The organism is Sphingomonas sp. 4RDLI-65 (assembly GCF_049472435.1).
Taxonomy (GTDB): domain Bacteria; phylum Pseudomonadota; class Alphaproteobacteria; order Sphingomonadales; family Sphingomonadaceae; genus Sphingomonas.
The window spans coordinates 625,833-646,941 of the sequence record NZ_JBCEBT010000002.1 but is presented as its reverse complement, the minus strand read 5'-3'; the positions used below and the strand labels follow the sequence as shown (position 1 = coordinate 646,941).

Below are 21,109 nucleotides of genomic sequence, written 5' to 3'. Positions count from 1 at the left end.
GTATAGGGCCGATTTGCACCGACACCAGGCAGCCGGTAGACGCGCGAACGAGATTACAGGGGACTAAGAATGACGATAAAGCCGCTGCGCAAGGCCGTGTTTCCGGTCGCAGGACTTGGCACGCGCTTCCTTCCCGCCACCAAGGCGATGCCGAAGGAAATGCTGACCGTCGTCGACAAGCCGCTGATCCAATATGCCGTCGAGGAAGCGCTCGAGGCGGGGATCGAGCAGATCATCTTCGTGACCGGGCGCAACAAGGGTTCGCTCGAGGATCATTTCGATATCTCGTATGAGCTCGAGGATACGATGAAGGCGCGCGGCAAGTCGCTCGACGCGATTAGCCATATCCGCATGAAGCCGGGCTCGCCCGTGTATATCCGCCAGCAGGAGCCGCTGGGGCTCGGCCATGCGGTGTGGTGCGCGCGCGAGATCGTCAGCGACGAGCCGTTCGCGGTCCTGCTGCCCGACGAGCTGATGGTCGGCGAACCCGGCTTCATGAAGCAGATGGTCGAGGCGTATAACAAGGTCGGCGGCAACGTGATCGGTGCGCTCGAAGTGCCGGATGCCGAGACCGACAAATACGGCATCATCTCGCCGGGCGCGATCGACGGGCGGCTGACCGAGGTCGTCGCGCTGGTCGAGAAGCCGAAGCAGGGCAGCGCACCGTCGAACCTGATGATCCCCGGCCGCTACATCCTCCAGCCCGAGGTGATGCGGATCCTAGAAACGCAGGAAAAGGGGGCCGGCGGCGAAATCCAGCTGACCGACGCGATGGCGCAGCTGATCGGCAATCAGCCGTTCCACGGCTTCACGTTCGACGGCCAGCGCTACGATTGCGGCGACAAGGCCGGGTATATCCAGGCGAACCTCGCGCTTGCTTTGGCTCGTGACGATATCGGACCGGTGGTGCGCGAATTCGCCAAGGGGTTGCTGGCGGGCTGAGCGGTATTTCTGCGACCAACCCCTTGAATCAAGGGGTTGGCCGCATCCGAACGACGGTCCTCTCTTATTTGTTCTCCCGCGAAGGCGGGAACCCAGTCTGGATCCCCGCCTTCGCGGGGAAACAGGCTTCCCTCTCAATGCCCGATCCTAGCCCCTCGCAGCACCGCACGCGCGGCAACCGGGGTCCTTGGGCAGGCGGATCGTGCGAAAGCGCAGGGCGAGCAGGTCGACCAGCAGCAGCTTGCCGGCTTGATCGTCGCCGAACGGGGCGATTGCGCGCAACACCTCCAGCGCGGCCAGGCTGCCGAGCACGCCGGTGACGGGACCCAGTACGCCGTCCTCCGCGCAGCTCGTTTCCGCGCGTTCTGGGTCTTCCCCGACGAAGCACCGGTAACACGGCTTGTCGGCCTCCCAGCCGCGATAGGTGGCAAGCTGTCCCTCGAACTGGCCTACCGCTGCCGAGACCAGCGGAATCCGCGCGGCATGCGCGGCATCCGCCACCGCGAACCGGGTCGCGAAATTGTCGCAGCCGTCGAGGACGACGGTGGCGCCGCCCAGCAGATCCGCTACGTTGGTGGTGTCGATCCGGGCGCGACGCGTCTCGACCGTCACATGCGGGTTGATCCGCCGTACCGCCGCCGCTGCCGCCTCGGCCTTCGCCGTGCCGGTATCCGCGGTGGTGAAGATCGTCTGGCGCTGGAGGTTGGAGGGTTCGACCGTATCGTCGTCGATCAGGATCAGCCGACCGATGCCCGCGGCGCCGAGATACTGGATCGCGGGCGAGCCGATCCCGCCGGCGCCGACGACGACCACGGTCGCCGCTTTCAGCCGCGCCTGGCCGCTGCCGCCGAATTCCTTGAGTACGATGTGCCGGGCATAGCGTGCGAGTTCGTCGTCGGAGAGCGTCATGCGCCCCACGCGAACGTCAGGCTGGTGCGGTACCAGGTATTGGCGTTCGTATCGATCACGTCGATCGAATCGCGCACGCCGAGGATCACGCCGGCCGCATATTGCTCGACGGTTGGGCAGTCGATCGCGCGCGGGGTCACCCGGCGGACGCGGCCATCCGCGCTCAACAGCACCGCGAGATCGAGCGTCAGCGTCCAGCCCTGCGGCGTCCTGGTCGCCTTCGCACAGCGCCCGGCCATGACTTCGCCGTGCACATAGGCCGAGGTGTTGGCGAGCGTGCTGGCCCTTTTGCGGATGCGCAGGATCGGCAGGTCGCTCCAGTCCTGCGGCGGCAGGGCGATGCCGGACGCTGCCGGCGCGGGCATCGTCGGCGTCGCGGGCGGCGGAACCGGCTGTCCGGCGGTCTGGAGCAGGAGAAGCGCGGCGATCATCGGCCGGTCGATCCGAAGCCGCCCCCGCCGCGGGCCGTGTCGTCGAGGATCGTCACCTCGTCGAGCGTCGCGCGCAGGACCGCGGCAGGCACGAGCTGCGCGATGCGGTCGCCGCGCGCGATCTCGAACGGGTCCTGGCCGAGATTGGCGAGGATCACCTTCACCTCGCCGCGATAGTCGCTGTCGATCGTGCCGGGGGTGTTGAGGCAGGTGATGCCGTATTTGAGCGCAAGGCCCGAACGGGGACGGACCTGGACCTCATGGCCATCGGGTATGGCGATCGCAAAGCCGGTCGCGACGGCGGCGCGGGCGCCCGGCGCCAGGGTCAGCGCTTCGGCGGCGACGACATCCAGTCCGGCGGCGCCGTCGGAGGCGTAGGCGGGCAGGGGCAGGCCTTCACCGTGCGGCAGGCGCTTGAGTTCGATACGGATCATGCGATGCGTTCTAGCGCATCGGCGATGCGCTCCGCCAGTCGGGTGGCGACCTCCGCCTTGGGAAGCCGGTCCCAGCTCTCGACGCCGGCGTCGGTGACGAGGTGAACGGTGTTGTCCGCGCCGCCCATGACATCGCCGGAGACGTCGTTGGCGACGATCCAGTCGACCTGCTTGCGCAGGCGCTTGGCGCTAGCGTGCTCGATGACGCGCTCGGTCTCCGCGGCGAAACCGACCAGCAGGCGGGGTCGCTGCGGACTGCGCGCGAGTGTCGCGAGAATGTCGGGGTTCTCGGACAATACGAGCGCGGGCGCCGCATCGCTTTTCTTGATCTTCTGCGCGGCGGGGGAGACGTGCCAGTCTGCGACCGCGGCGACCATGATCGCGGCGTCGGCCGGCAGTGCGTTCGCGACGGCATCCGCCATCTGCCGTGCGGTCTCGACGTCGATCCGGTCGACGCCCGGCGGCGTGTCGAGCGCGACGGGGCCGGCGACCAGCGTCACGCGCGCGCCGAGCTTCGCCAGCGCGGCGGCGATCGCGAAGCCCTGTTTGCCCGACGATCGGTTGGCGATGTAGCGGACCGGGTCGATCGGTTCATGAGTCGGGCCGGCGGTGACGAGAATGTGGCGTCCCGCGAGCCGTTTCGGCGCAGGGGCTAGCATCGCCTCGATCGCGGCCAGGATGGCGTAGGGCTCGGGCAGGCGGCCTGGGCCATATTCGCCGCACGCCATCGGCCCCTCGTCGGGCTGCATGACGGTAACGCCGTCGGCGCGGAGCTGGGCCACGTTGCGGACGGTTGCGGCGTGGCCCCACATACGCAAGTTCATCGCGGGCGCGGCGAGCACCGGCTTGTCGGTGGCGAGCAGCAGCGTCGTCGCGAGATCGTTGGCGAGGCCCCCTGCCATGCGCGCGAGCAGATCCGCGGTGGCGGGCGCGACGACGATCAGGTCGGCCTCGCGGCTAAGCTGGATATGGCCCATCTCAGCCTCGTCCTTGAGGTCCCACAGCGTGGTATAGACCTTGTCCTCGCTGAGCGCGGCGAGCGTCATCGGCGTCACGAAATGATGCGCCGCCTCGGTCATCACGCAGCGTACGGCGTGGCCACGTTTCTTGAGCAGGCGGATGAGCTCGGCGGCCTTGTACGCGGCGATACCGCCGCCGACGATCAGGAGGATGCGCTTCATGTGCGCTCTCTAGCGGATTACGCGCGTCACCGTAATGCGCCGCGTATCGCGCGCGGCGGCGATCAGGTCGCGCAGGCCATCGACCGCAAACACGATCCCGACCAGCAGCAGCGGCGTGGTGATCAGCGCCCAGTAGAAATTGTCGCTGCGTGCGAGCAGCGAGATCAGCGCGGCATAAGCAGCGAACACCGCAAGGGCGCGCGTCGCGGTCGGGTCTCGCCAGGCGATCCAGCCGAACAGCGACGTGCCCAGCAACAGCGATGCGAGCCACTGCGGCACCAGGTCGAGACCGGACGAGATCGTCGCGAGCTTCACATAGAAGCCGAAGCCCTCGAGTCCGCTCCAGCCTTGCGAGACGCGATCGAGCGGCCCGGTCACCAGCGCGACCGCATATGCATGGAACGCGAGCACGACCGCGAAGATCGCGATCGCGGCGAGCCAGCCGAGCGTCTCGCGCCGCTCGCCTTCGGTCCAGGCGAAGCCCGCCATGATCGCGACGTACAGCAGCGCGGTCTCGCGGATCAGCATCGCCGACAGCCCGAACGCGACGGCGGGCAGCCAGTGGCCGGGGCGGCGCACCGCGAGCGACAGCGCGATCAGCGGCCCCGCCCATACTTCGTGGAATACCGCGAAACCGGGGTCGAGGTTCACGTAGAGACCGGCGACCACCAGCAGGCCAGCGATGCCGAGCGGGACGAGCCCGGTCGTCTCGGGCCTGAGACGGTGCACCCAGGCGAGGATCGTGCCGACGCACAGCAGCAGAAGTAGCAGGTTCGCCAGCACCGGCGACAGCGCGGCCTGAACCACCGCCAGCGTCGGCAGGCGGATCGCGAAGAACGGCTTCAGCGGGTAATGGCCCATCCGCTGCGTCTCGGCGGCGACGCTGTAATAGGGCGACCCGCTACGGACGCCGTCGACGATCGTCTGGTACAGCAGCAGGTCGGTCTGGCCCGGCGGCGCGGCATCGGCTGCGGCGACATTGGGGGCGGAGCCGGATCCGGCGCTGGGTCGCGGGCCGGGCGAGCCGAGCGCGGTCAGGCAGGCGGCCAGCAGCAGCACGAACATCGCGATGCCGATCCTCGCCTGGCTGCGCGGCATGCCCGCGAACCGGGTCGGCCCAATCAGCCATATAGGCGCGCCGCGACGCGTCCTCATGCCGTCATCCGAAGATCATCGTCGCCGCGATGCCCGCCGCCGCGGCGATCACAGCAACCAGGCCGTAGCGCCAGCCGCCGCCGATCCGGATGACTTCGATCTCGCGCAGCGGCATCGTCGGGGGGGCACCGCCGGGCGCGGGGTAGTGCGCCTCGATCCGGCGGACCAACTCCGGCAGCCTGGTAAGCGTCTGGAAATCCGCGATCAGGCGGTCGGCGATCATCGCCTCGGGGCCGAGCTCGCCGCGGATCCAGTCGCGGACGAACGGTTCGGCGGCTTCCCACAGGTTGATGTCGGGGTTGAGGCTGGTCGCGACGCCCTCGACCATCACCATCGTCTTCTGCAGCAGCAACAGGTGCGGCTGCGTCACCATGTCGAAATCGCGCGTGATCGAGAACAGGCTGTCGAGCATCATGCCGATCGACATGTCCTTGACCGGCAGCCCACGCATCGGCTCGCCGACCGCGCGGAGGGCAGTGGCGAATTCGGCGACATCGTGGTGTGCGGGGACGTAGCCCGCCTCGAAATGGATCTCGGCAACGCGCTTATAATTGCCGGTGATCAGGCCGTAGAGAATCTCGGCAAGCCAGACACGCGCGCGACGGTCGATCCGGCCCATGATGCCGAAGTCGATCGCGGCGATGCGGTTGCCGGGGAGTGCGAACAGGTTCCCCTGGTGCATGTCGGCGTGGAAGAACCCGTCGGCGATCGCCTGGCGCAGGAACGCGCGGACGAGCGTGTTGGCGAGCCCGGGGAGATCGTAGCCGGCCGCGACGAGCGCGGGACGGTCGGACAGCTTGATGCCGTCGATCCACTCGATCGTCATGACCTTGTTGGTCGAGCGCGCCCAGTCGATCGCGGGGATGACGAAATCGGGCTCGGCGGTCATGCCCTCCGCGAGTTCGGAGGCGGAGGCTGCTTCGCGGCGGAAGTTGAGTTCGCGTAAGGTCCAGCGCTTGAAGGTCTCGATCGTGAGGCGGGGGCGGAGGCGCATCGCTTCTGGGCTGAGCGCCTCGAGTTGCGCTGCGGCCCAGCTGTAGGTGTCAATCGCGCGCGCGAAATCGTCCTCGACGCCGGGGCGGAGGACTTTGACGGCGACCTGGCGGCCGTCGGTGGTGACGGCGCGGTGGACCTGGGCGATCGATGCTGCGCCGACCGGGATCGGTTCGATGCGCGAGAACAAGGTCTCCAGTGGCTTGCCGAAGCTCGCCAGCATCGCCGCTTCGATCGTCTCGTATGGGACGGGGGAGAGCTGGTCCTGCAGTCGCAACAGATCGTGCGCGGCGTCTTCACCGACGAGATCGGGGCGGGTGGCTAGCGTCTGCCCAAGCTTGATCGCCGCGGGGCCGATCGCCTGGAACGCATCGGCATAGCGCGGCACTGCCGGCACCCGCGCACCGAACCGCGCGATCCGTGCGAGGCGGCGGACGGGGGCGGGCGTGTTGGGGTCCCGCTCGATGCCGCGCAGCGCGCCGTGGCGAGCGAGGATGCGGCCCCATTTAAGGAGTCGCCAGACGTGGGTGGTGGAGGCGGTCACTTGCGGTTGGTGCCGTAAGAGAAGGTTGGTTCACGCGAAGGCGCCAAGGCGCGAAGAGAGGGTAGAAATGGTTCGCGCAGAGGCGCGGAGACGTGGAGGTGTTGCGTTTCGCCGCGGCTGCGGCTTTTCATCACTAGTGGTTGATGAAGTGAAAGCTGCCGCGCGCGCGCCATCTCTGCGTCCTCTGCGCCTCTGCGCGAAAACCCCTTCGCGCCTTCGCGCCTTGGCGTGATCACTAGATCTTCCACCCGCTGTGGATCGCGACCAGCCCGCCCAGCAACGGTTCGACCTTCGTCTGCACGAACCCCGCGTCCGCGATCATTCCCTTGAACTTGGGCATGTCCGGGAAGCGGCGGATCGATTCGATCAGGTAGCGATAGCTGTCGGCGTCCTGTGCGAGTAGCTGGCCAAGCTTCGGGACCATCTTGTGCGAATAGGCGTCGTACACCTCGGCGAACCCCGGCCACACGGTGGTCGAGAATTCGAGGCAGTAGAACCGCCCGCCACGCCGCAACACACGGTGCGCTTCGCGAAGAGCCTTCGGGATATCGGTCACGTTACGGATGCCGAACGCGATCGTGTACGCGTCGAAGAACTTGTCGGGGAAGGTCAGCGTTTCCGCGTTAGCCTCGGTCCAGACCAGGCCGTCGATCCCGCGCTTCTGGGCGCGTTCCATGCCGACTTCGAGCATCTGCGGGTTGATGTCGGCGACCGTGATCGAGGCGCCCGATGGCTCCATGCGGAACGCGATGTCGCCCGTGCCGCCCGCCATGTCGAGGATCTGCTCGCCCTCGCGCGGTTTCACGCGGCGGACGAAGCGGTCCTTCCACAGGCGGTGCATGCCGCCCGACATCGCATCGTTCATCAGGTCGTATTTCCCTGCGACGTTCGAGAAGACGCCGCCGACGCGGGCGGTCTTCTCGGTGGCGGGGATGTCTTCGTAGCCGAAGGATACGGTATCGGGCGTCGAAGCAGGCGTGGGCGCGATCAAGTCGTTCATAGCCAGCGCTCTAGCCGCGCCTTGTGACGCGAGCAAACGCAACCTAGCTGCAAACCGTGCCAGAATTACCAGAAGTCGAAACCACCGTGCGCGGGCTCGAACCCGTGCTGAAGGGCCAGCGCCTGACCTCGGTCGAGCCGCGTCGTGCCGACCTGCGGAAAGCGATCCCAGTCGACCTCCGCCAGCGGATGACCGGGGCGACCGTCACGGCGCTCGGGCGGCGTGCGAAATACGGGCTGATCGATACCGACCGCGGCGATACGCTCATATTCCATCTCGGCATGTCGGGACGCTGGCGAGTCGATCCGAGCGAACTGCTGCCGCACGATCACCTGCTGATCGGGACCGAAGCGGGGCGGACGGTCGCGCTCAACGATCCGCGCCGATTCGGCTTTCTCGATCTGTGGGCGACCGACGACATCGCCAATTACCCGCCGTTCCTCAGCATGGGCCCCGAGCCGCTCGGGCCCGACCTGACCGCTGCGTATCTGCTCGAGGTGCTCGAAGGGCGGGGGGCGTCGATCAAGGCGATGCTGCTCGACCAGCGAATCGTCGCGGGGCTCGGCAACATCTATGTGTGCGAGGCGCTGCACATGGCGAAGATCGCGCCGTCACGTGCGGCTGGGCGGATCTCGTTGTTTCGACTCGAGCGACTCGTCGAGGCGATTCGGACGGTGCTGACCGCGGCGATCCTCGCGGGCGGATCGTCGCTCCGGGACTATGTTCGCCCCGACGGCGAGCTCGGCTATTTTTCCAAGCAATGGCGTGTCTATGGGCGTGAAGGCGAAGCGTGCGAGTGTGGCGCTACCGTCAAGCGCCGCACCGAAGGCGGGCGCTCGACCTTCTGGTGTCCGAAGTGCCAACGCGGTTGACGATCTAGGACAAAGTGGGTAGGGCCGCGGCTTCGAGAGGGCGTAGGAGCAATCCGGCGCCCCTTTTTATTCATTCGAACATCCAGAGGGCTTCATGGCGAACACGCCGCAGGCGAAAAAGCGTATCCGTCGCAACGACCGTCGCGCGGAAGTGAACGGCAACCGCGTCGGCCGTATCCGTACCTTCATCAAGAAGGTCGAGGCCGCACTGGCATCGGGCGACAAGGGCGCAGCGACCACCGCACTCGCGGCCGCACAGCCTGAGCTGCAGCGTGGCGTCGCCAAGGGCGTGCTCCACAAGAACACCGCGAGCCGCAAGTTCGCGCGTCTGACCAAGGCCGTGACCGGACTCGCCTAAGCGATCCGTCATTGTCGAGTAGATCACCCGCCGGGCATTCCCGGCGGGTTTTTTGCGTCTGCGAACAGAACGTGGGTTACGTCCGCATAACCCGAGGATTCCCCACGATTCGAGTGGTGCGCAATTACGTCATGGCAAGTCCGAATTCACAAAAAATGCGTAAACACAGCAACTTATAAAAATATCGACGCATTTCCGCGGCTTGCTCAAGTCAAGCCGCTTTATTTCGAAAATGTGACGCGTCGGGGTCTTGCCCGGATCGCCGATCGCTTCATAACGGGGCTCACAGCGACGGTGGTTTCCACCGCTGCATCAAACATACAGGGCGAAGATGCCGGATGACCCTTGGGGTCGTCGGGGGGACCATTTTCTGTCGGGACTATATCACCAGCGCGATGCGTCGCGCGGGGTCGGAGAAGCGTGCGCGTGACGAAGTGGCAAGGATCTGTGACGCACGCGACCGAGGCCGAAAAGGCCTGGGCGCGCGTGCGCACGTCCCTGCGCGAGTCGGCCGGCACGCGACTGTTCGAGCAATGGCTGAAACCGATCGAGCTGATCCCCGGCGAGGACCGCGACACGATCCGCCTCGCGCTGCCCTCGGCGTTCATGACCAACTGGGTCCGCAATCATTACGCCGACCGGCTGGTGCTCGAGTTCCGGCAGATCCTGCCCAACGTCCGCACCGTCCAGATCGAGACCCGGGCGCCGGGTCGCGCGCCTGTCGTGCTCGCGATCGAGACCGTGCCCGTTCCGGCGGACGTCGTCGCGGCGTTGGCGGTCGAGCCCACTCCGCAACCCGTCCAGACGTCGATGAAGTTCGGTGTCGATCCGTCGTTGAAGCCAGCGCCTGCGGTGGTCGCGGCGCCGGCTCCCGTACCAGCCGGCGTACCGGCCGAACGCCCGCCGCTCGACCCGCGTTACACCTTCGAGCGATTCGTCGTGGATCCGTCGAACAAGGTCGCGTTCAACGCGGCCAAGGTGCTCGCCGAACCCGGCCCGGTGCGGTTCAGCCCGTTGTTCCTCCACAGCGGCACGGGGCAGGGCAAGACACACCTCATGCACGCGATCGGCCACGCGTTCCTCGAGCATAATCCGCACGCGATCGTGCTGTGCATGTCCGCCGAGCGCTTCATGTATGATTTCGTCGCGTCGATGCGCGCGCGCGATACGCATGCGTTCAAGCAGCGGCTGCGCGGCGCCGACCTGCTGCTGATCGACGATCTCCAGTTCATTGCCGGCAAGGATGCGACGCAGGAAGAATTCTTCCACACGGTCAACGAGATCATGGCGGCAGGCAAGCGGCTGGTGATCTCCGCCGATCGTTGCCCGCAGGCGCTCGAAGGCGTCGAGGCGCGGATCGTCAGCCGGATGTCGGTCGGGCTGGTCGCAGACATCAAGGCGCCCGACCTGACGCTGCGCCGGACGATCCTCGATCGGAAACTGGTCGACCTGCCCGACATGCGCGTGCCGACCGACGTACTCGATCTGCTCGCGAGCCGCATCCATGCGAACATCCGCGAGCTCGAAGGCGCGCTCAACCGCGTCGTGGCGTATGCGCAGCTGACCGGCGACACGATCGACCTGGACTTCGCGGTCGCGACGTTGGGTGAGGTCCTCCGCGGCGCGCAGAAGCGCGTGACGATCGACGAGATCCAGAAGCTCGTGTCGGCGCATTTCGAACTGAAGCCGCTCGACCTGATTTCGGCGCGACGCGCGCGAGCGGTGGCTCGTCCGCGGCAGATCGCGATGTATCTGGCTAAGCGCTTGACGACCCGGTCGTTGCCGGAGATCGGCCGAAAATTCGGCGGGCGCGATCATTCGACGGTAATCCATGCGGTGCGCAAGATCGAGGAACTGCGGGACTCGGACCGCGATATCGACGCTGCGGTCCGCGTGCTGATGCGCGAGTTGGAGGGCTAGCCCTCCTTGTTCTCCCGCGAAGGCGGGAGCCCAGTCTGGACCCCCGCCTTCGCGGGGGAACACGCTTTTTAGCTGAAGCACACCCCCTAGTCCGTCATCCCAGCGAAAGCTGGGATCTTCGCGTTTGGCAGGGGTAGCGTGCAACGAGGGAGACCCCAGCTTTCGCTGGGGTGACGGTTATCGTGCAGGGGTGACGGTCGGGTACTCAGGCGCCAAGTGAACCGTCACGATAACGGACAAGCAGTCTCAGACCTGCAACCCCATCGCATCCTGTGTCCGCTTCAACGCCGGCGCCGCCAGCGCGCGCGCCTTCTCCGCCCCCGCCTGCAACACCGCCGTCACCGCACTGCGGTCATCCAGCAACCGCACCATCTCGTCACGGATCGGCCCCAACTTCGCCACCGCCAGATCCGCGAGCGCCGGCTTGAACGCGCCGAACCCCTTGCCGCCGAACTCGCCCAGCACGGTCGCCACATCGCTATCCGCCAGCGCCGCGTAGATCGTCAGCAGGTTGCGCGCCTCCGCGCGATCGCCCAGCTCCTCGACCGTCGCCGGCAGCACGTCGGGATCGGTCTTCGCCTTGCGGAACTTGTCGGCGATGGTGTCGTCGCTGTCGATCAGCTTGACCACCGACTGCTCGGACGGGTTCGACTTCGACATCTTCGCCGAAGCATCGCGCAAGCTCATGATCCGCGGCGCCGCCTTGCTGATCAGCGGGGCGGGAAGCGTGAACAGGTCCACCCCATAATCGCCGTTGAACTTGGTCGCGATATCGCGCGCGAGTTCGAGATGCTGCTTCTGGTCCTCGCCGACCGGCACGTGCGTGGCGTTGTAGAGCAGCACGTCGGCGGCCATCAGTACCGGGTAATCATACAGCCCGACGCTCGCGCCCTCGCGGTTCTTGCCCGCCTTGTCCTTGAACTGCGTCATCCGGTTCAGCCAGCCGACGCGCGCGACCGTGTTGAGCAGCCACGCCATCTCGCTGTGCGCGGGTACGCGCGCCTGGTTGAACAGGATCGACTTCGCCGGATCGATCCCAGCGGCGATCATCGTCGCCGCGACCTCGATCGTGTGCGACGACAATTCCGCCGGCGCGATCCATTCGGTCGGCGCGTGGAGATCGGCGATGAAGAACATCGACTCGCCGCCCTGCGCCGCGACGTCGTCCTGCAGCGCGACCCACTGCTTCACCGCCCCAAGGTAATTGCCGAGATGGAGATTGCCGGTGGGCTTGATGCCGGAAACAACGCGCATTGAGAGACCTATCGTGAACGACGCAGAAGCGTGGAGATGTCGCCCAGCCGGAACGCGCCGGTGAGCAATGTCGCGATCGCATAGACCACGCCGCCGGTGGTAACCAGCACCAGCATCGCCCCCCAGCGCTGGATGCTGGTGCCGGTCACGAACGGCTGGAACAGGTCGTTGAGGAAAAACATCACGACGCCCATGATCAGCGCGGCGACCAGCAGCCGCCACGTCCGCCGACGCAACCGCGCGTCCGGGGTGAAGTGCCCGCGACGAACCAGCGTGCGGTACAGCATCGCGACGTTGACCGTGCTCGCGATCGCGGTGGCGAGCGGTGGGCCCATATGGCCGAGCGGCTTGATGAAGGCGAGGTTGAGGACGAGGTTCACGACCATCGACATCGTCGCATACCGCACCGGCGTGCGCGTGTCCGAGCGTGCGTAATAGCCGGGCGTGAGTACCTTCACGAGGATGTACGACGGAAGGCCGATTGAGAACGCCGCGAGCGCCTGCGCAGTCAGCACGCTGTCGTCGAGCGCGAACTTGCCGTGCTGGAACAGCGCGCCGACGATCGGCACGCCGCACACGATCAGCGCCACCGTCGCGGGCAGCGTGAGGAACAGCGCGAGCTCCATGCCGCGGTTCTGCGTCGCCATCGCCTCCGCATCCTCGCCGCGACCGAGCTGGCGCGAGATGGTGGGAAGCAGGACGGTGCCGAGACCGATGCCGATCAGCCCAAGCGGGAGCTGGTTCAGTCGGTCGGCGAAATAGATGTACGAGACCGATCCCGCCGGGAGCAGCGCGGCGGCAAGCGCGGTCGATACGACGAGGTTGATCTGCACCGCACCGGCACCGGCGGCGGCAGGCCAGATCAGCGACATGAGTTTCTTCACGTCGGGGTTGAGCTGTGGGCGCTTCAACCGGAGCTTCACGCCCGACGCGCGACACGCCCAGATCAGCCACAAAAGCTGCAACGCCCCCGACACCGTCACCGCGATCGCCTGGTTGCGCGCGGTCAGCAGCGGCTGGTGCTCGTGGAACAGCAGCAGTGCCGCGATCAGCGTCGCGTTCAGCAGGATCGGTGCCGCGGCATTGATCCAGAACTTGTGCAGCGAATTGAGGATGCCGCCGAGCAGCGAGACAAGGCTGATCAGCAGCAGATAGGGCAGGGTGATCCGCGACAGGTGGACGACATAGTCGAACCGCGCCGCACTGGCGCCGTTGAACCCGAAGGTCAGCAGCCACGTCATCGGCCACGCCGCGATCTCGAAGATCACCGTCATCAGGATCAGCGTCGGCAAAAGCACCGACAGTGCATCCTCGGCGAACGCGATTCCGTCCGGCAGCCCGCGGCCATCCTTGTCGCCGACCTTCCGATTGAACATCGGGATGAACGCGGCGGAGAACGCGCCCTCCGCGAAGAGGGCGCGGAACATGTTGGGGAGGCGGAACGCGATCAGGAAAGCGTCCGACGCGAACCCGGCGCCGACGAACCGCGCGAACAGCGAGTCGCGCACCAGCCCCAGGACGCGGCTGGCGAGCGTCAGCCCGCCGACCGATCCCAGCGCCTTGGTCAGGTTCATCTACGCGTGCTCCGCCCCCGGTCGATCAGGCCTGGCCGAAATCGCCGACGTTGGGCTGGATGCCCTGCTGTTCGGACTGCTGGATATAGAGCTGCGAGAAGTCGATCGGCTCGAGCAGCAGCGGCGGGAAGCCACCGTCACGCACCGCATCCGACAGCACGCGACGCGCGAACGGGAACAGCAGGCGTGGCGCTTCGCCCAGCAGGAACGGCTGGACATGCTCGGCCGGGATGTTGCGCAGCCCGAACAGCCCCGCGTACGAAAGGTCGACGATGAACGCGACCTGCCCGTCGGTCTCGGCGCGGACGTCGATCTTCAGCACGACCTCGTGCACCTCGTCGCCGACCTGTGCCGCGCCGATGTTGAACTGCACGTCGATCGCCGGCGGGGTCTGGTTCTGGTAGACTGCGGGCGCGTTCGGGTTCTCGAACGACAGGTCCTTGACGTACTGCGAGATCAGCCCGGCCGCCGGGACCGTGTCCTCGCCATTCGCGATAGCCTGGTCCGGCATGGTGATGCCATTGTCCTGATCGTCCATTCGTCATGTCCTTGAAATGCGCAAAGATGGGACCGAAGCGGAATGCTCGTGCGTTCCATTGGGTCGAGGCGGTGCGATTAGCAGTGCCGACGGGGCGTTTCAACGGGCGCGGGTTTGAATAAGCGCAGCTTTGGCCTATGTTAGCCCGAAGATCGGAGGCACGGTTGTTTTACGTAGTACTTCTCGCGATGGTTGCAGGCTTCTTGGCCATGCGACTGTATAGCGTGCTCGGCAAGCGCACCGGGCATGAGCCGTTGCCGCGCACGGCCGAGGAGCGTCCGGTACCGATCTCGGTGCCGCGGACGATCGACGCCGTCGCCGAACCGCGCGAGACCGCCAACCGCAACATCGAGCCGCAGGCCGAGGCCGGACTCCGTGCGATCATCGCCGGCGAGCCCGGTTTCGATGTCGGTCGCTTCCTCGAAGGCTCGCAGGCCGCGTACCGGATGGTGCTCGAAGCGTTCTGGAAGGGCGACGAGGACGCGCTGGCCGATCTCGCAGTCGCTGACGTGCGTGCCGCGTTCGGTGAAGCGATCGTCGCGCGTAACGAAGCTGGCGAAGTGCTCGACAACCGCCTCGTCACGATCGAGCGCGCAGTCATCGCCGATGCGAGCGTCTCGGGTCGCGATGCGCGTATCACGGTGCGTTTCGATGCGGATATCGCGGCCGTCACGCGCGATGCGGAGGGCAATGTCCTTGCCGGCTCTTTGACCGACGCGGTCGAGACGCACGACGTGTGGACCTTCGCGCGGACGCTGAAGAGCAGCGATCCGAACTGGATGCTCGCCGACACCGACGAAGCCTGATGCGCGACTTCAGGGGGGCAGGGATAAGCGCCGTACTGGCGCTGTCGTTGAGCGCGTGCGTCGGTGGCGTCGAGCCACCGCGCGCCGGTCCGGCACCGGTCGATCACGAGACCCGGCCGACGGAGCCGGTCCGCGTTCATCCGACGCGCGACACCGGCGCATCGCCCAACATCCGCGGAATCCAGTCGCCCGCGCGGATCGTGGGCGCCGTGCCTTTGCTGCCGATACCAACCAGCCCTGTGATCGAGCCCTTGAACGCAGCGGCGGCCGGCGTGTTGCCCGGACCACCGCTTGGCAGCCTGCCGATCGACGATGCGCAGGCGCAGTCGGCGCTTGCCGCGTTCGTGACGAGTTGCCCATCGCTGGTGCGGCGGATGGATACGTCCGGCCTGACGCGGGGCACCGACTGGCAACTCGCGTGCACGGCGGCCGCCACCACCGATCGCCGCAGTGCGCGTGCGTTCTTTGCGCAATGGTTCGAGACGGCGCAGATCGGCGACGGCAAGGCGTTCGCGACCGGCTATTACGAGCCGGAGATCGCCGGCTCGCTGGATCGTCGTGACGGCTATGCGCCGATCTATGGTCGGCCGACCGATCTGATCGATGTCGATCTCGGCGCATTCTCGACCGCGCTCAAGGGCAAGAAGGTCCGGGGTCGTGTCGATCGCACCAACCTCGTACCCTATTACGATCGGACCGCGATCGAGCAGGGTGCGCTGTCGGGCAAGGCGCCGATCCTCGCCTGGGCGCGCGATCCGATCGAATTGTTCTTCCTCCAGATCCAGGGCTCGGGACGGCTGCGGCTTCCCGATGGCGAGATTCTGCGGATCGGCTACGCGACGCAGAACGGCCGCGATTACACCGGCATCGGCGCGCTGATGAAGGCGCGCGGGCTGCTGCAGCCCGGCCAGACCTCGATGCAGGGTATCGTCGCGTGGCTCCACGCGCACCCGGCCGAGGGGCAGGCGATCATGCGCGAGAACAAGAGCTTCGTGTTCTTCCGCGAACTCGACGGCGCCCCCCTGGGGGCACTCGGGCTACCGGTCACCGGCCAGGTGAGTGCAGCGGCGGACGTGAAGTTCGTCCCGCTCGGTGCGCCCGTGTTCCTGTCGCTCGACCGCCAGGATGCCAGCGGCTTATGGGTCGCACAGGACACCGGCGGCGCGATCAAGGGCAGCAATCGCTTCGACACCTTCTGGGGTGCCGGGCCCGCGGCAGAAGCGACCGCGGGCGGCATGGCCGGGCGCGGGAGCGCGTATCTGCTGCTGCCGATCGGCACCGTCGCGCGGCTCAATCAAGCAAATGGGGCGCGATATGGCGGGCCGACCCCTCAACCCTGACCCCCTCACCCCGGAGGAGGCGCAGCTCTGGGCGCGCGTGATGGCGAGCGTCCGGCCGATGCGCACAGTCGCGGTCCGCATCCCAGAGCGCGCGCCGCCGCTGCCACCGCCACCCAAGCCGGTGATCGGTCCCAACGGCAAGATCGTTCCGCCGCCGCCTGCGCCGATGGGACGGGTCAAGCCGCTCGTCCGCACCGTCGTCACGCCGTTTGCAAGCCGCCCTGGTGCAAAACCGGTGGCACCGTCGCGGCCGGTGGCCAAGCCGATCACCGCCAACACGCTCGACGGCGGCTGGGACAAGAGGCTGACGCGCGGCGTGGTCAGTCCCGACAGCTCGATCGATCTGCACGGCCACACGCTGGCGTCCGCGCATACGATGCTCGATGTTGGCCTCGGACGGGCGATCGCACGCGGCGACCGCGTGCTGCTGCTAGTGACGGGCAAGCCGCCGCGGCCGGAGAGCGAACGCCCGCACGCGCGCGGCGCGATCCGGTCTGCGGTGACCGACTGGCTGGCGGGTTCGCGCCATGCGGATTCGATCGCCGCCGTCCGCGGTGCCCATCCGCGCCACGGCGGGATGGGAGCGCTCTACATCGTCCTCCGCCGGGGACGGGAGGGGTAGAGCGCGCTCCTGCCGCAATACTCATCTTCCCGTCATCCCAGCGAAAGCTGGGATATTTCACCGTTTCCCGCGTTGCCCGCCAAACGAGGAGACCCCAGCTTCCGCTGGGGTGACGATAGTTTGGTATTGATGACGAGCCGCGTGCCTTAGCGCAGCGCCCGGTCGATCACCCCCGCATAGATATCCGTCAGCGTCCGTAGATCCTCGACAGCGACCGCCTCGTCGACCTTATGCATCGTCGCGTTGATCAGGCCGAACTCGACTACCGGGCACAGCTTCGACAGGAACCGCGCATCCGATGTGCCGCCGGTGGTCGACAGTTCGGGCACGATCCCGGTTGCCGCATGGATGGCGTCCGACAGCAGCGTCGAGAAGGCACCCGGCTCCGTCAGGAACGCTTCGCCCGAAACCCTCCCCGTCACGATCGCCCCGGTGTCGTGACGTCCGGCGATCGCCCGGATGCGCTCGATCAACGCCGCGCCCCGATGCTGATCGTTGAAGCGGATGCTGAGCCGCGCCGACGCCTTGGCCGGAATGACGTTGTGCGCCTGATTGCCAACCGCAATGTCCGTCACCTCGATGTTCGACGGCTGGAACCAGTCGGTCCCCTCGTCGAGCACGACGGTCTCGATTTCCGCCAAGATCGCGATCAACCGCGGGATCGGATTGTCGGCCAGATTCGGGTAGGCGACGTGGCCCTGGCGCCCCGGCACGTCGATCCAGATATTCACCGAGCCACGCCGCCCGATCTTCACCATGTCGCCGAGCCGAGCGGTCGAGGTCGGCTCACCGACCAGGCAAAGATCGGGCACGATCCCCCGCGCGGCCATTCGCTCCATCAACGCGACGGTGCCGTAGGTCGCAGGCCCTTCCTCGTCGCCGGTGATGATCAGCGACAGCGTCCCCCCGCCTTGATGGGCATCGCTCCGACTGGCGGCAGCGACGAACGCGGCCACCGCGCCCTTCATGTCGACCGCACCGCGCCCATACAACAACCCGTCGCGCACCTCGCCCGACCAAGGCGAACCGGTCCAGCCGTCACCCGGAGGCACGACGTCGACATGCCCCGCGAACGCCAGATGCCGCGGCCCCGTTCCGCGTGTGGCGAGCAAATTCTCGACCGGTCCGTCCGGCGCTTCACCAACCACGAACCGATCGACCGCAAAGCCGAGCGGCATCAGCGCCGCCTCTAGCACGTCGAATACCGTACCACGCGCCGGCGTGACGCTATCCGCGCGGAGCAACGCCTGGGTGAGCGCGACCGGGTCGATCGGCGCGTTCATGCAGGCGTGGCGACCGGCTGCTCATATTGCTCGAGCACCCATTCCTCTTCCTGCGCGCTCGCGATCCAGTCCTGCATGAAGGGATGCTCGAACATCGCCTGCATGTAACCGGCGGCAAAGCGCGCGATCGGCAGCTGATAAGTGACGATCCGCGTGACGACCGGCGCGAACATGATGTCCGCCGCGCCGAACTGGCCGAACAGGAAATCGCCATCGCCGCCGAAGCGTGCGCGTGCCTGCGCCCACAATTCCATGATCCGCTGCAGTTCGACCAGGACGTCGTCGTCGGCCTGCTTTGCGGGAAATATCTGCCGCACGTTCATGCTGTGCTTGCGGCGCAGCGCCTGGAAGCTCGAATGCATCTCGGCGGCCATCGATCGCGCCATCGCCCGCGCGGCATTGTCCTCGGGCCAGAAGCGCTCGCGACCGACCTTGTCGGCGAGATAGTCGACGATCGCCAGGCTGTCCCACACCACCGCGTCGCCGTCCCACAGGATCGGCACCTTGCCCGACGACGGCGCGAACTCGTCGCCCGAGCGGCGCTTTTCCCAATCGGCGTCGTACATCGGCACGACGACCTCCTCGAACGGCAGCCCGGACTGCTTGCACGCGAGCCAGCCGCGCAGCGACCAGGAGGAATAGGCCTTGTTGCCGATGATCAGTTTCATGCGCGCGGTGCTAGGCGAGGGGGCGGAAAGAGGCAATCGTTCCGCGTATTCCCCGTCTCCACGGGATCGATCAGAACAGCCCCGGCACCTCGCGTTGGGGCGTATCGGGGTGATCGGGCACCAGCAACGCATGCCCCGTCTCGGGCGCCTCCAGCGTTGCCTGGGTCCGCATCGACTGCAGACCGGCACCCGCATCCGCGCTTGCACTCGCGCTTGCTGTGATCGGCGTACAGCTGCGTCCGGCGAGGAAGTCGAGTGCCTGACGGGTCGACGCCTCGAGCGGATCGCCCAACTGATAGGAGATATCGTCGTTCGCCCGGCACGTCGCCTCCACGGTGGTCGCGAGGCCGTCATAGTAATTGCCGTTGCGCGCGGCATTCTGCGTGGCCAGCGCCACCACGCGAAGGCGGTCGTCGCAGGCCGCCCGGTCGAGCGGGATTTGGCCGACCGGCTTGCCGAACGTGTTGGTGCCGATCAGCGCGGAATTGGTGCGCAGATATGGCGTGAAGGCGTTGATGACGATCTCGCTCGCCGACGCGGTACCGCCAGTGCCGATAAAGGCGATCTTGGTCGGAGCGATCGATTCGGCCTGTGGCTTGAACAGGCGCGTCGTGTTGTTCGAGGCCTTCTCGGTCCGGAACGTAACGTAGTCGAACACCTCCGACGTCGACCGACCGCCGCCGAGCAGGTCGCCTAGATACTCCGCTGTCGTGATCAGGCCACCACCGTTGTAACGCAGGTCGACGATCACGTTGGTCACGCCGTTCGCGCGGAAATTGGCGAATGCGGCCTTTAGTGCGGGCTCGGCGGTGGTGATGAAGGTCCGCAGGTTGAGATAGCCGACGCGGCGGCCGCCATCGTCGATGATCTTCGCGCCGTACCGCGTCGACACCGGCAGTAGCGCGAAATCGGTCTTGGTGACCGTCACGTCGCGCGTGCCCGCCGCATCGGCGACGCGCAGGACGCGTGCGGTGCCCGCGGTATCGGGGCCGAGCGCGGTCGTCAGTCCGGCGGTCCCCTCCGCGGCGATGATCGCACTGACCGTCCGCAGGTTGGCAGACGTCGTGCCGATCGCGAGGATTTCCGTGCCGCGATCGATCCCCGCGGCGAGCGCCGGGGCGCCTTCGAACGATTCGGCGGAGAACAGCCGCTGGCCGGTCTGGTCGAGCGCGAGGCGAATGCCGAACCCCGCGCTGGCGCCCGAATCATAATAGGCGTTTTCTTCCTTGATCGACGTCAGGTAGGTGAAAAACCGGTCTTTGCGCTGCGCCCGCGCCGTCGCGGTCAGCGCGTCGATATAGCTGTCGACCGTCGTATAGGCCGCCGGGCTGAGCGAGGCGGGCAGCGTGTCCGGGAACAGATACCATTCGCGGAGCTGCGCCGCCGCCCAATCCTGGCGCTCGCGCAGGGAACATCCCGTGGATGCCGTCGGAGTCGGCGCGGGCGTATTGCCGCCGGTCGAGATCGTGCCCTCGTCGCTGCCGCCGCAGCCCGACAGCATCACTGCCATCGCCAACATTCCCCCGAACGCCCTACGCATACCGTGCTCCCCTTTTACGGGAAGCTACGAAGTTTGACGGACTGTGTCAGCCGGAAACCGCAGGTCGAACCGCAACCGTTCTTTTAGCTGACGGCTTCCACCACGGCGGCCCGCAGCTCGGGAATGCCCATGCCGTATTCGCTCGACGTGACCAAGATATCGGGATGCGCAGCGGGCCGCTTGCGGGCTTCGGCCGCGGTGCGCTCGGTCACTTCGACCAGTTCGGACGCCTTGATCTTGTCCGCCTTGGTCAGGACCATGCGGTAGCTGACCGCGGCCTTGTCGAGCATCTCGAGGATCTCGCGGTCGACGTCCTTGATGCCGTGGCGCGAATCGATCAGCACGAGCGCCCGCTTCAACACGTCACGGCCGCGCAGGAAGTCGTTGATCAGGAAGCGCCATTTCTTGACGACGTCCTTGGGCGCCTTGGCGAACCCGTAGCCAGGCATGTCGACGAGGCGGAACGCGAGCGGGGCGCCGACCTCGAAGAAGTTCAGCTCCTGCGTACGGCCCGGGGTGTTCGACGTGCGTGCCATCGAATTGCGCCCGGTGAGCGCGTTCAACAACGACGACTTGCCGACGTTCGAGCGACCGGCGAACGCCACCTCCGGCACCGATGCGTCGGGCAGGAACTCGAGCGTCGGCGCGGACTTCAGAAAGCCGACATGTCCCGCGAACAGCTTCCGCGCATGTTCCAGCATCTCGGGCGTGAACGGCGCGTCGGTCTGCTCGAGGTCAGGACCTA

21 protein-coding genes are annotated in these 21,109 nt (G+C 66.8%); 7 read left to right on the top strand and 14 right to left on the bottom strand.

Features of this window, described 5'->3' with window-relative positions; genetic code table 11:
• Positions 1-69 precede the first annotated feature (69 nt).
• Positions 70-942 (top strand): UTP--glucose-1-phosphate uridylyltransferase GalU, encoded by an 873-nt coding sequence (gene galU / locus VH567_RS08080; RefSeq protein ID WP_423324858.1) that lies wholly within the window; start codon positions 70-72, stop codon positions 940-942.
• A gap of 147 nt (positions 943-1,089) precedes the next feature.
• On the opposite strand, the gene VH567_RS08075 is transcribed toward galU, so the two are convergent.
• The 7 genes from VH567_RS08075 to VH567_RS08045 all read right to left on the bottom strand — a co-directional run bounded on the left by VH567_RS08075 (position 1,090) and on the right by VH567_RS08045 (position 7,589).
• The gene (locus tag VH567_RS08075) at positions 1,090-1,851 is read right to left on the bottom strand and encodes a HesA/MoeB/ThiF family protein (protein ID WP_423324856.1); all 762 of its coding nucleotides are present in this window, start codon (positions 1,849-1,851) and stop codon (positions 1,090-1,092) included.
• Positions 1,848-2,282 (bottom strand): hypothetical protein, encoded by a 435-nt coding sequence (locus VH567_RS08070; RefSeq protein ID WP_423324854.1) that lies wholly within the window; start codon positions 2,280-2,282, stop codon positions 1,848-1,850. Before VH567_RS08070 ends, VH567_RS08075 begins: the two co-directional genes overlap by 4 nt.
• Positions 2,279-2,716: a dUTP diphosphatase gene (dut, locus tag VH567_RS08065; RefSeq protein ID WP_423324852.1), complete on the bottom strand. Its 438-nt coding sequence runs from the start codon at positions 2,714-2,716 to the stop codon at positions 2,279-2,281. The genes VH567_RS08070 and dut overlap by 4 nt, the downstream gene beginning before the upstream one ends.
• The gene (gene coaBC, locus VH567_RS08060; RefSeq protein ID WP_423324850.1) at positions 2,713-3,897 is read right to left on the bottom strand and encodes a bifunctional phosphopantothenoylcysteine decarboxylase/phosphopantothenate--cysteine ligase CoaBC; all 1,185 of its coding nucleotides are present in this window, start codon (positions 3,895-3,897) and stop codon (positions 2,713-2,715) included. The genes dut and coaBC overlap by 4 nt, the downstream gene beginning before the upstream one ends.
• Before the next feature lie 9 nt (positions 3,898-3,906).
• The gene (locus VH567_RS08055; protein WP_423324848.1) at positions 3,907-5,052 is read right to left on the bottom strand and encodes a hypothetical protein; all 1,146 of its coding nucleotides are present in this window, start codon (positions 5,050-5,052) and stop codon (positions 3,907-3,909) included.
• Between the two features lie 4 nt (positions 5,053-5,056).
• Positions 5,057-6,589 (bottom strand): 2-polyprenylphenol 6-hydroxylase, encoded by a 1,533-nt coding sequence (gene ubiB / locus VH567_RS08050; protein WP_423324846.1) that lies wholly within the window; start codon positions 6,587-6,589, stop codon positions 5,057-5,059.
• Positions 6,590-6,824: 235 nt separating this feature from the next.
• A complete protein-coding gene (locus VH567_RS08045) occupies positions 6,825-7,589 on the bottom strand; it encodes a class I SAM-dependent methyltransferase (protein ID WP_423324844.1) in 765 nt (254 codons plus the stop codon).
• 56 nt (positions 7,590-7,645) lie between these two features.
• On the opposite strand from VH567_RS08045, the gene mutM reads away from it, so the two are divergent.
• The 3 genes from mutM to dnaA all read left to right on the top strand — a co-directional run bounded on the left by mutM (position 7,646) and on the right by dnaA (position 10,739).
• Positions 7,646-8,461, top strand: coding sequence for a bifunctional DNA-formamidopyrimidine glycosylase/DNA-(apurinic or apyrimidinic site) lyase (gene mutM, locus VH567_RS08040; RefSeq protein WP_423324842.1), 816 nt, complete (start codon positions 7,646-7,648; stop codon positions 8,459-8,461).
• Between the two features lie 94 nt (positions 8,462-8,555).
• Entirely contained in the window at positions 8,556-8,819 is a 264-nt protein-coding gene (gene rpsT / locus VH567_RS08035) for a 30S ribosomal protein S20 (protein ID WP_031394736.1), read from the top strand.
• 426 nt (positions 8,820-9,245) lie between these two features.
• Positions 9,246-10,739 carry a chromosomal replication initiator protein DnaA gene (gene dnaA, locus VH567_RS08030; RefSeq protein ID WP_423324840.1) on the top strand — a complete coding sequence of 498 codons (1,494 nt, stop codon included), beginning with the start codon at positions 9,246-9,248 and terminating at the stop codon, positions 10,737-10,739.
• Positions 10,740-10,985: 246 nt separating this feature from the next.
• On the opposite strand, the gene trpS is transcribed toward dnaA, so the two are convergent.
• From trpS to secB, 3 genes are read right to left on the bottom strand one after another with little or no spacing between them, the layout of a single operon-like run.
• Positions 10,986-11,993 carry a tryptophan--tRNA ligase gene (trpS, locus tag VH567_RS08025; RefSeq protein WP_423324838.1) on the bottom strand — a complete coding sequence of 336 codons (1,008 nt, stop codon included), beginning with the start codon at positions 11,991-11,993 and terminating at the stop codon, positions 10,986-10,988.
• 8 nt (positions 11,994-12,001) lie between these two features.
• The gene (murJ, locus tag VH567_RS08020; RefSeq protein WP_423324836.1) at positions 12,002-13,567 is read right to left on the bottom strand and encodes a murein biosynthesis integral membrane protein MurJ; all 1,566 of its coding nucleotides are present in this window, start codon (positions 13,565-13,567) and stop codon (positions 12,002-12,004) included.
• A gap of 25 nt (positions 13,568-13,592) precedes the next feature.
• On the bottom strand, positions 13,593-14,105 hold the full coding sequence (secB, locus tag VH567_RS08015; protein ID WP_423324834.1) for a protein-export chaperone SecB: 513 nt from the start codon (positions 14,103-14,105) through the stop codon (positions 13,593-13,595).
• 164 nt (positions 14,106-14,269) lie between these two features.
• Here secB and VH567_RS08010 point away from each other — a divergent pair, with 164 nt between their 5' ends.
• Genes VH567_RS08010 through VH567_RS08000 form a run of 3 tightly spaced genes read left to right on the top strand, consistent with a single transcriptional unit; the run spans position 14,270 to position 16,873 of the window.
• Positions 14,270-14,911 (top strand): Tim44/TimA family putative adaptor protein, encoded by a 642-nt coding sequence (locus tag VH567_RS08010; protein ID WP_423324832.1) that lies wholly within the window; start codon positions 14,270-14,272, stop codon positions 14,909-14,911.
• On the top strand, positions 14,911-16,251 hold the full coding sequence (locus VH567_RS08005; protein WP_423324830.1) for a murein transglycosylase A: 1,341 nt from the start codon (positions 14,911-14,913) through the stop codon (positions 16,249-16,251). The genes VH567_RS08010 and VH567_RS08005 overlap by 1 nt, the downstream gene beginning before the upstream one ends.
• Positions 16,226-16,873, top strand: coding sequence for a Smr/MutS family protein (locus VH567_RS08000; RefSeq protein WP_423324828.1), 648 nt, complete (start codon positions 16,226-16,228; stop codon positions 16,871-16,873). The genes VH567_RS08005 and VH567_RS08000 overlap by 26 nt, the downstream gene beginning before the upstream one ends.
• Positions 16,874-17,019: 146 nt before the next feature.
• On the opposite strand, the gene dapE is transcribed toward VH567_RS08000, so the two are convergent.
• The 4 genes from dapE to yihA all read right to left on the bottom strand — a co-directional run bounded on the left by dapE (position 17,020) and on the right by yihA (position 21,065).
• Positions 17,020-18,156, bottom strand: a complete 1,137-nt coding sequence (gene dapE / locus VH567_RS07995) for a succinyl-diaminopimelate desuccinylase (protein ID WP_423324826.1) — start codon at positions 18,154-18,156, stop codon at positions 17,020-17,022.
• Positions 18,153-18,824: a glutathione S-transferase family protein gene (locus tag VH567_RS07990; protein ID WP_423324824.1), complete on the bottom strand. Its 672-nt coding sequence runs from the start codon at positions 18,822-18,824 to the stop codon at positions 18,153-18,155. The genes dapE and VH567_RS07990 overlap by 4 nt, the downstream gene beginning before the upstream one ends.
• Positions 18,825-18,894: 70 nt before the next feature.
• Positions 18,895-20,343: a S41 family peptidase gene (locus VH567_RS07985; protein ID WP_423324822.1), complete on the bottom strand. Its 1,449-nt coding sequence runs from the start codon at positions 20,341-20,343 to the stop codon at positions 18,895-18,897.
• Positions 20,344-20,447: 104 nt separating this feature from the next.
• On the bottom strand, positions 20,448-21,065 hold the full coding sequence (gene yihA / locus VH567_RS07980) for a ribosome biogenesis GTP-binding protein YihA/YsxC (protein ID WP_423325028.1): 618 nt from the start codon (positions 21,063-21,065) through the stop codon (positions 20,448-20,450).
• Positions 21,066-21,109: the final 44 nt, after the last annotated feature.

Excerpts from the sequence above, each read along its gene's own strand:
- coaBC (WP_423324850.1), bottom strand. The coding sequence starts at position 3,897 with ATGAAGCGCATCCTCCTGATCGTCGGCGGCGGTATCGCCGCGTACAAG.
- VH567_RS08005 (WP_423324830.1), top strand. The coding sequence starts at position 14,911 with ATGCGCGACTTCAGGGGGGCAGGGATAAGCGCCGTACTGGCGCTGTCG.
- murJ (WP_423324836.1), bottom strand. The coding sequence starts at position 13,567 with ATGAACCTGACCAAGGCGCTGGGATCGGTCGGCGGGCTGACGCTCGCC.
- VH567_RS08055 (WP_423324848.1), bottom strand. The coding sequence starts at position 5,052 with ATGAGGACGCGTCGCGGCGCGCCTATATGGCTGATTGGGCCGACCCGG.
- dapE (WP_423324826.1), bottom strand. The coding sequence starts at position 18,156 with ATGAACGCGCCGATCGACCCGGTCGCGCTCACCCAGGCGTTGCTCCGC.
- VH567_RS07985 (WP_423324822.1), bottom strand. The coding sequence starts at position 20,343 with ATGTTGGCGATGGCAGTGATGCTGTCGGGCTGCGGCGGCAGCGACGAG.
- trpS (WP_423324838.1), bottom strand. The coding sequence starts at position 11,993 with ATGCGCGTTGTTTCCGGCATCAAGCCCACCGGCAATCTCCATCTCGGC.
- dut (WP_423324852.1), bottom strand. The coding sequence starts at position 2,716 with ATGATCCGTATCGAACTCAAGCGCCTGCCGCACGGTGAAGGCCTGCCC.
- VH567_RS08000 (WP_423324828.1), top strand. The coding sequence starts at position 16,226 with ATGGCGGGCCGACCCCTCAACCCTGACCCCCTCACCCCGGAGGAGGCG.
- yihA (WP_423325028.1), bottom strand. The coding sequence starts at position 21,065 with ATGCTGGAACATGCGCGGAAGCTGTTCGCGGGACATGTCGGCTTTCTG.
- VH567_RS08075 (WP_423324856.1), bottom strand. The coding sequence starts at position 1,851 with ATGACGCTCTCCGACGACGAACTCGCACGCTATGCCCGGCACATCGTA.
- galU (WP_423324858.1), top strand. The coding sequence starts at position 70 with ATGACGATAAAGCCGCTGCGCAAGGCCGTGTTTCCGGTCGCAGGACTT.
- secB (WP_423324834.1), bottom strand. The coding sequence starts at position 14,105 with ATGGACGATCAGGACAATGGCATCACCATGCCGGACCAGGCTATCGCG.
- VH567_RS08070 (WP_423324854.1), bottom strand. The coding sequence starts at position 2,282 with ATGATCGCCGCGCTTCTCCTGCTCCAGACCGCCGGACAGCCGGTTCCG.
- rpsT (WP_031394736.1), top strand. The coding sequence starts at position 8,556 with ATGGCGAACACGCCGCAGGCGAAAAAGCGTATCCGTCGCAACGACCGT.
- VH567_RS07990 (WP_423324824.1), bottom strand. The coding sequence starts at position 18,824 with ATGAAACTGATCATCGGCAACAAGGCCTATTCCTCCTGGTCGCTGCGC.
- VH567_RS08045 (WP_423324844.1), bottom strand. The coding sequence starts at position 7,589 with ATGAACGACTTGATCGCGCCCACGCCTGCTTCGACGCCCGATACCGTA.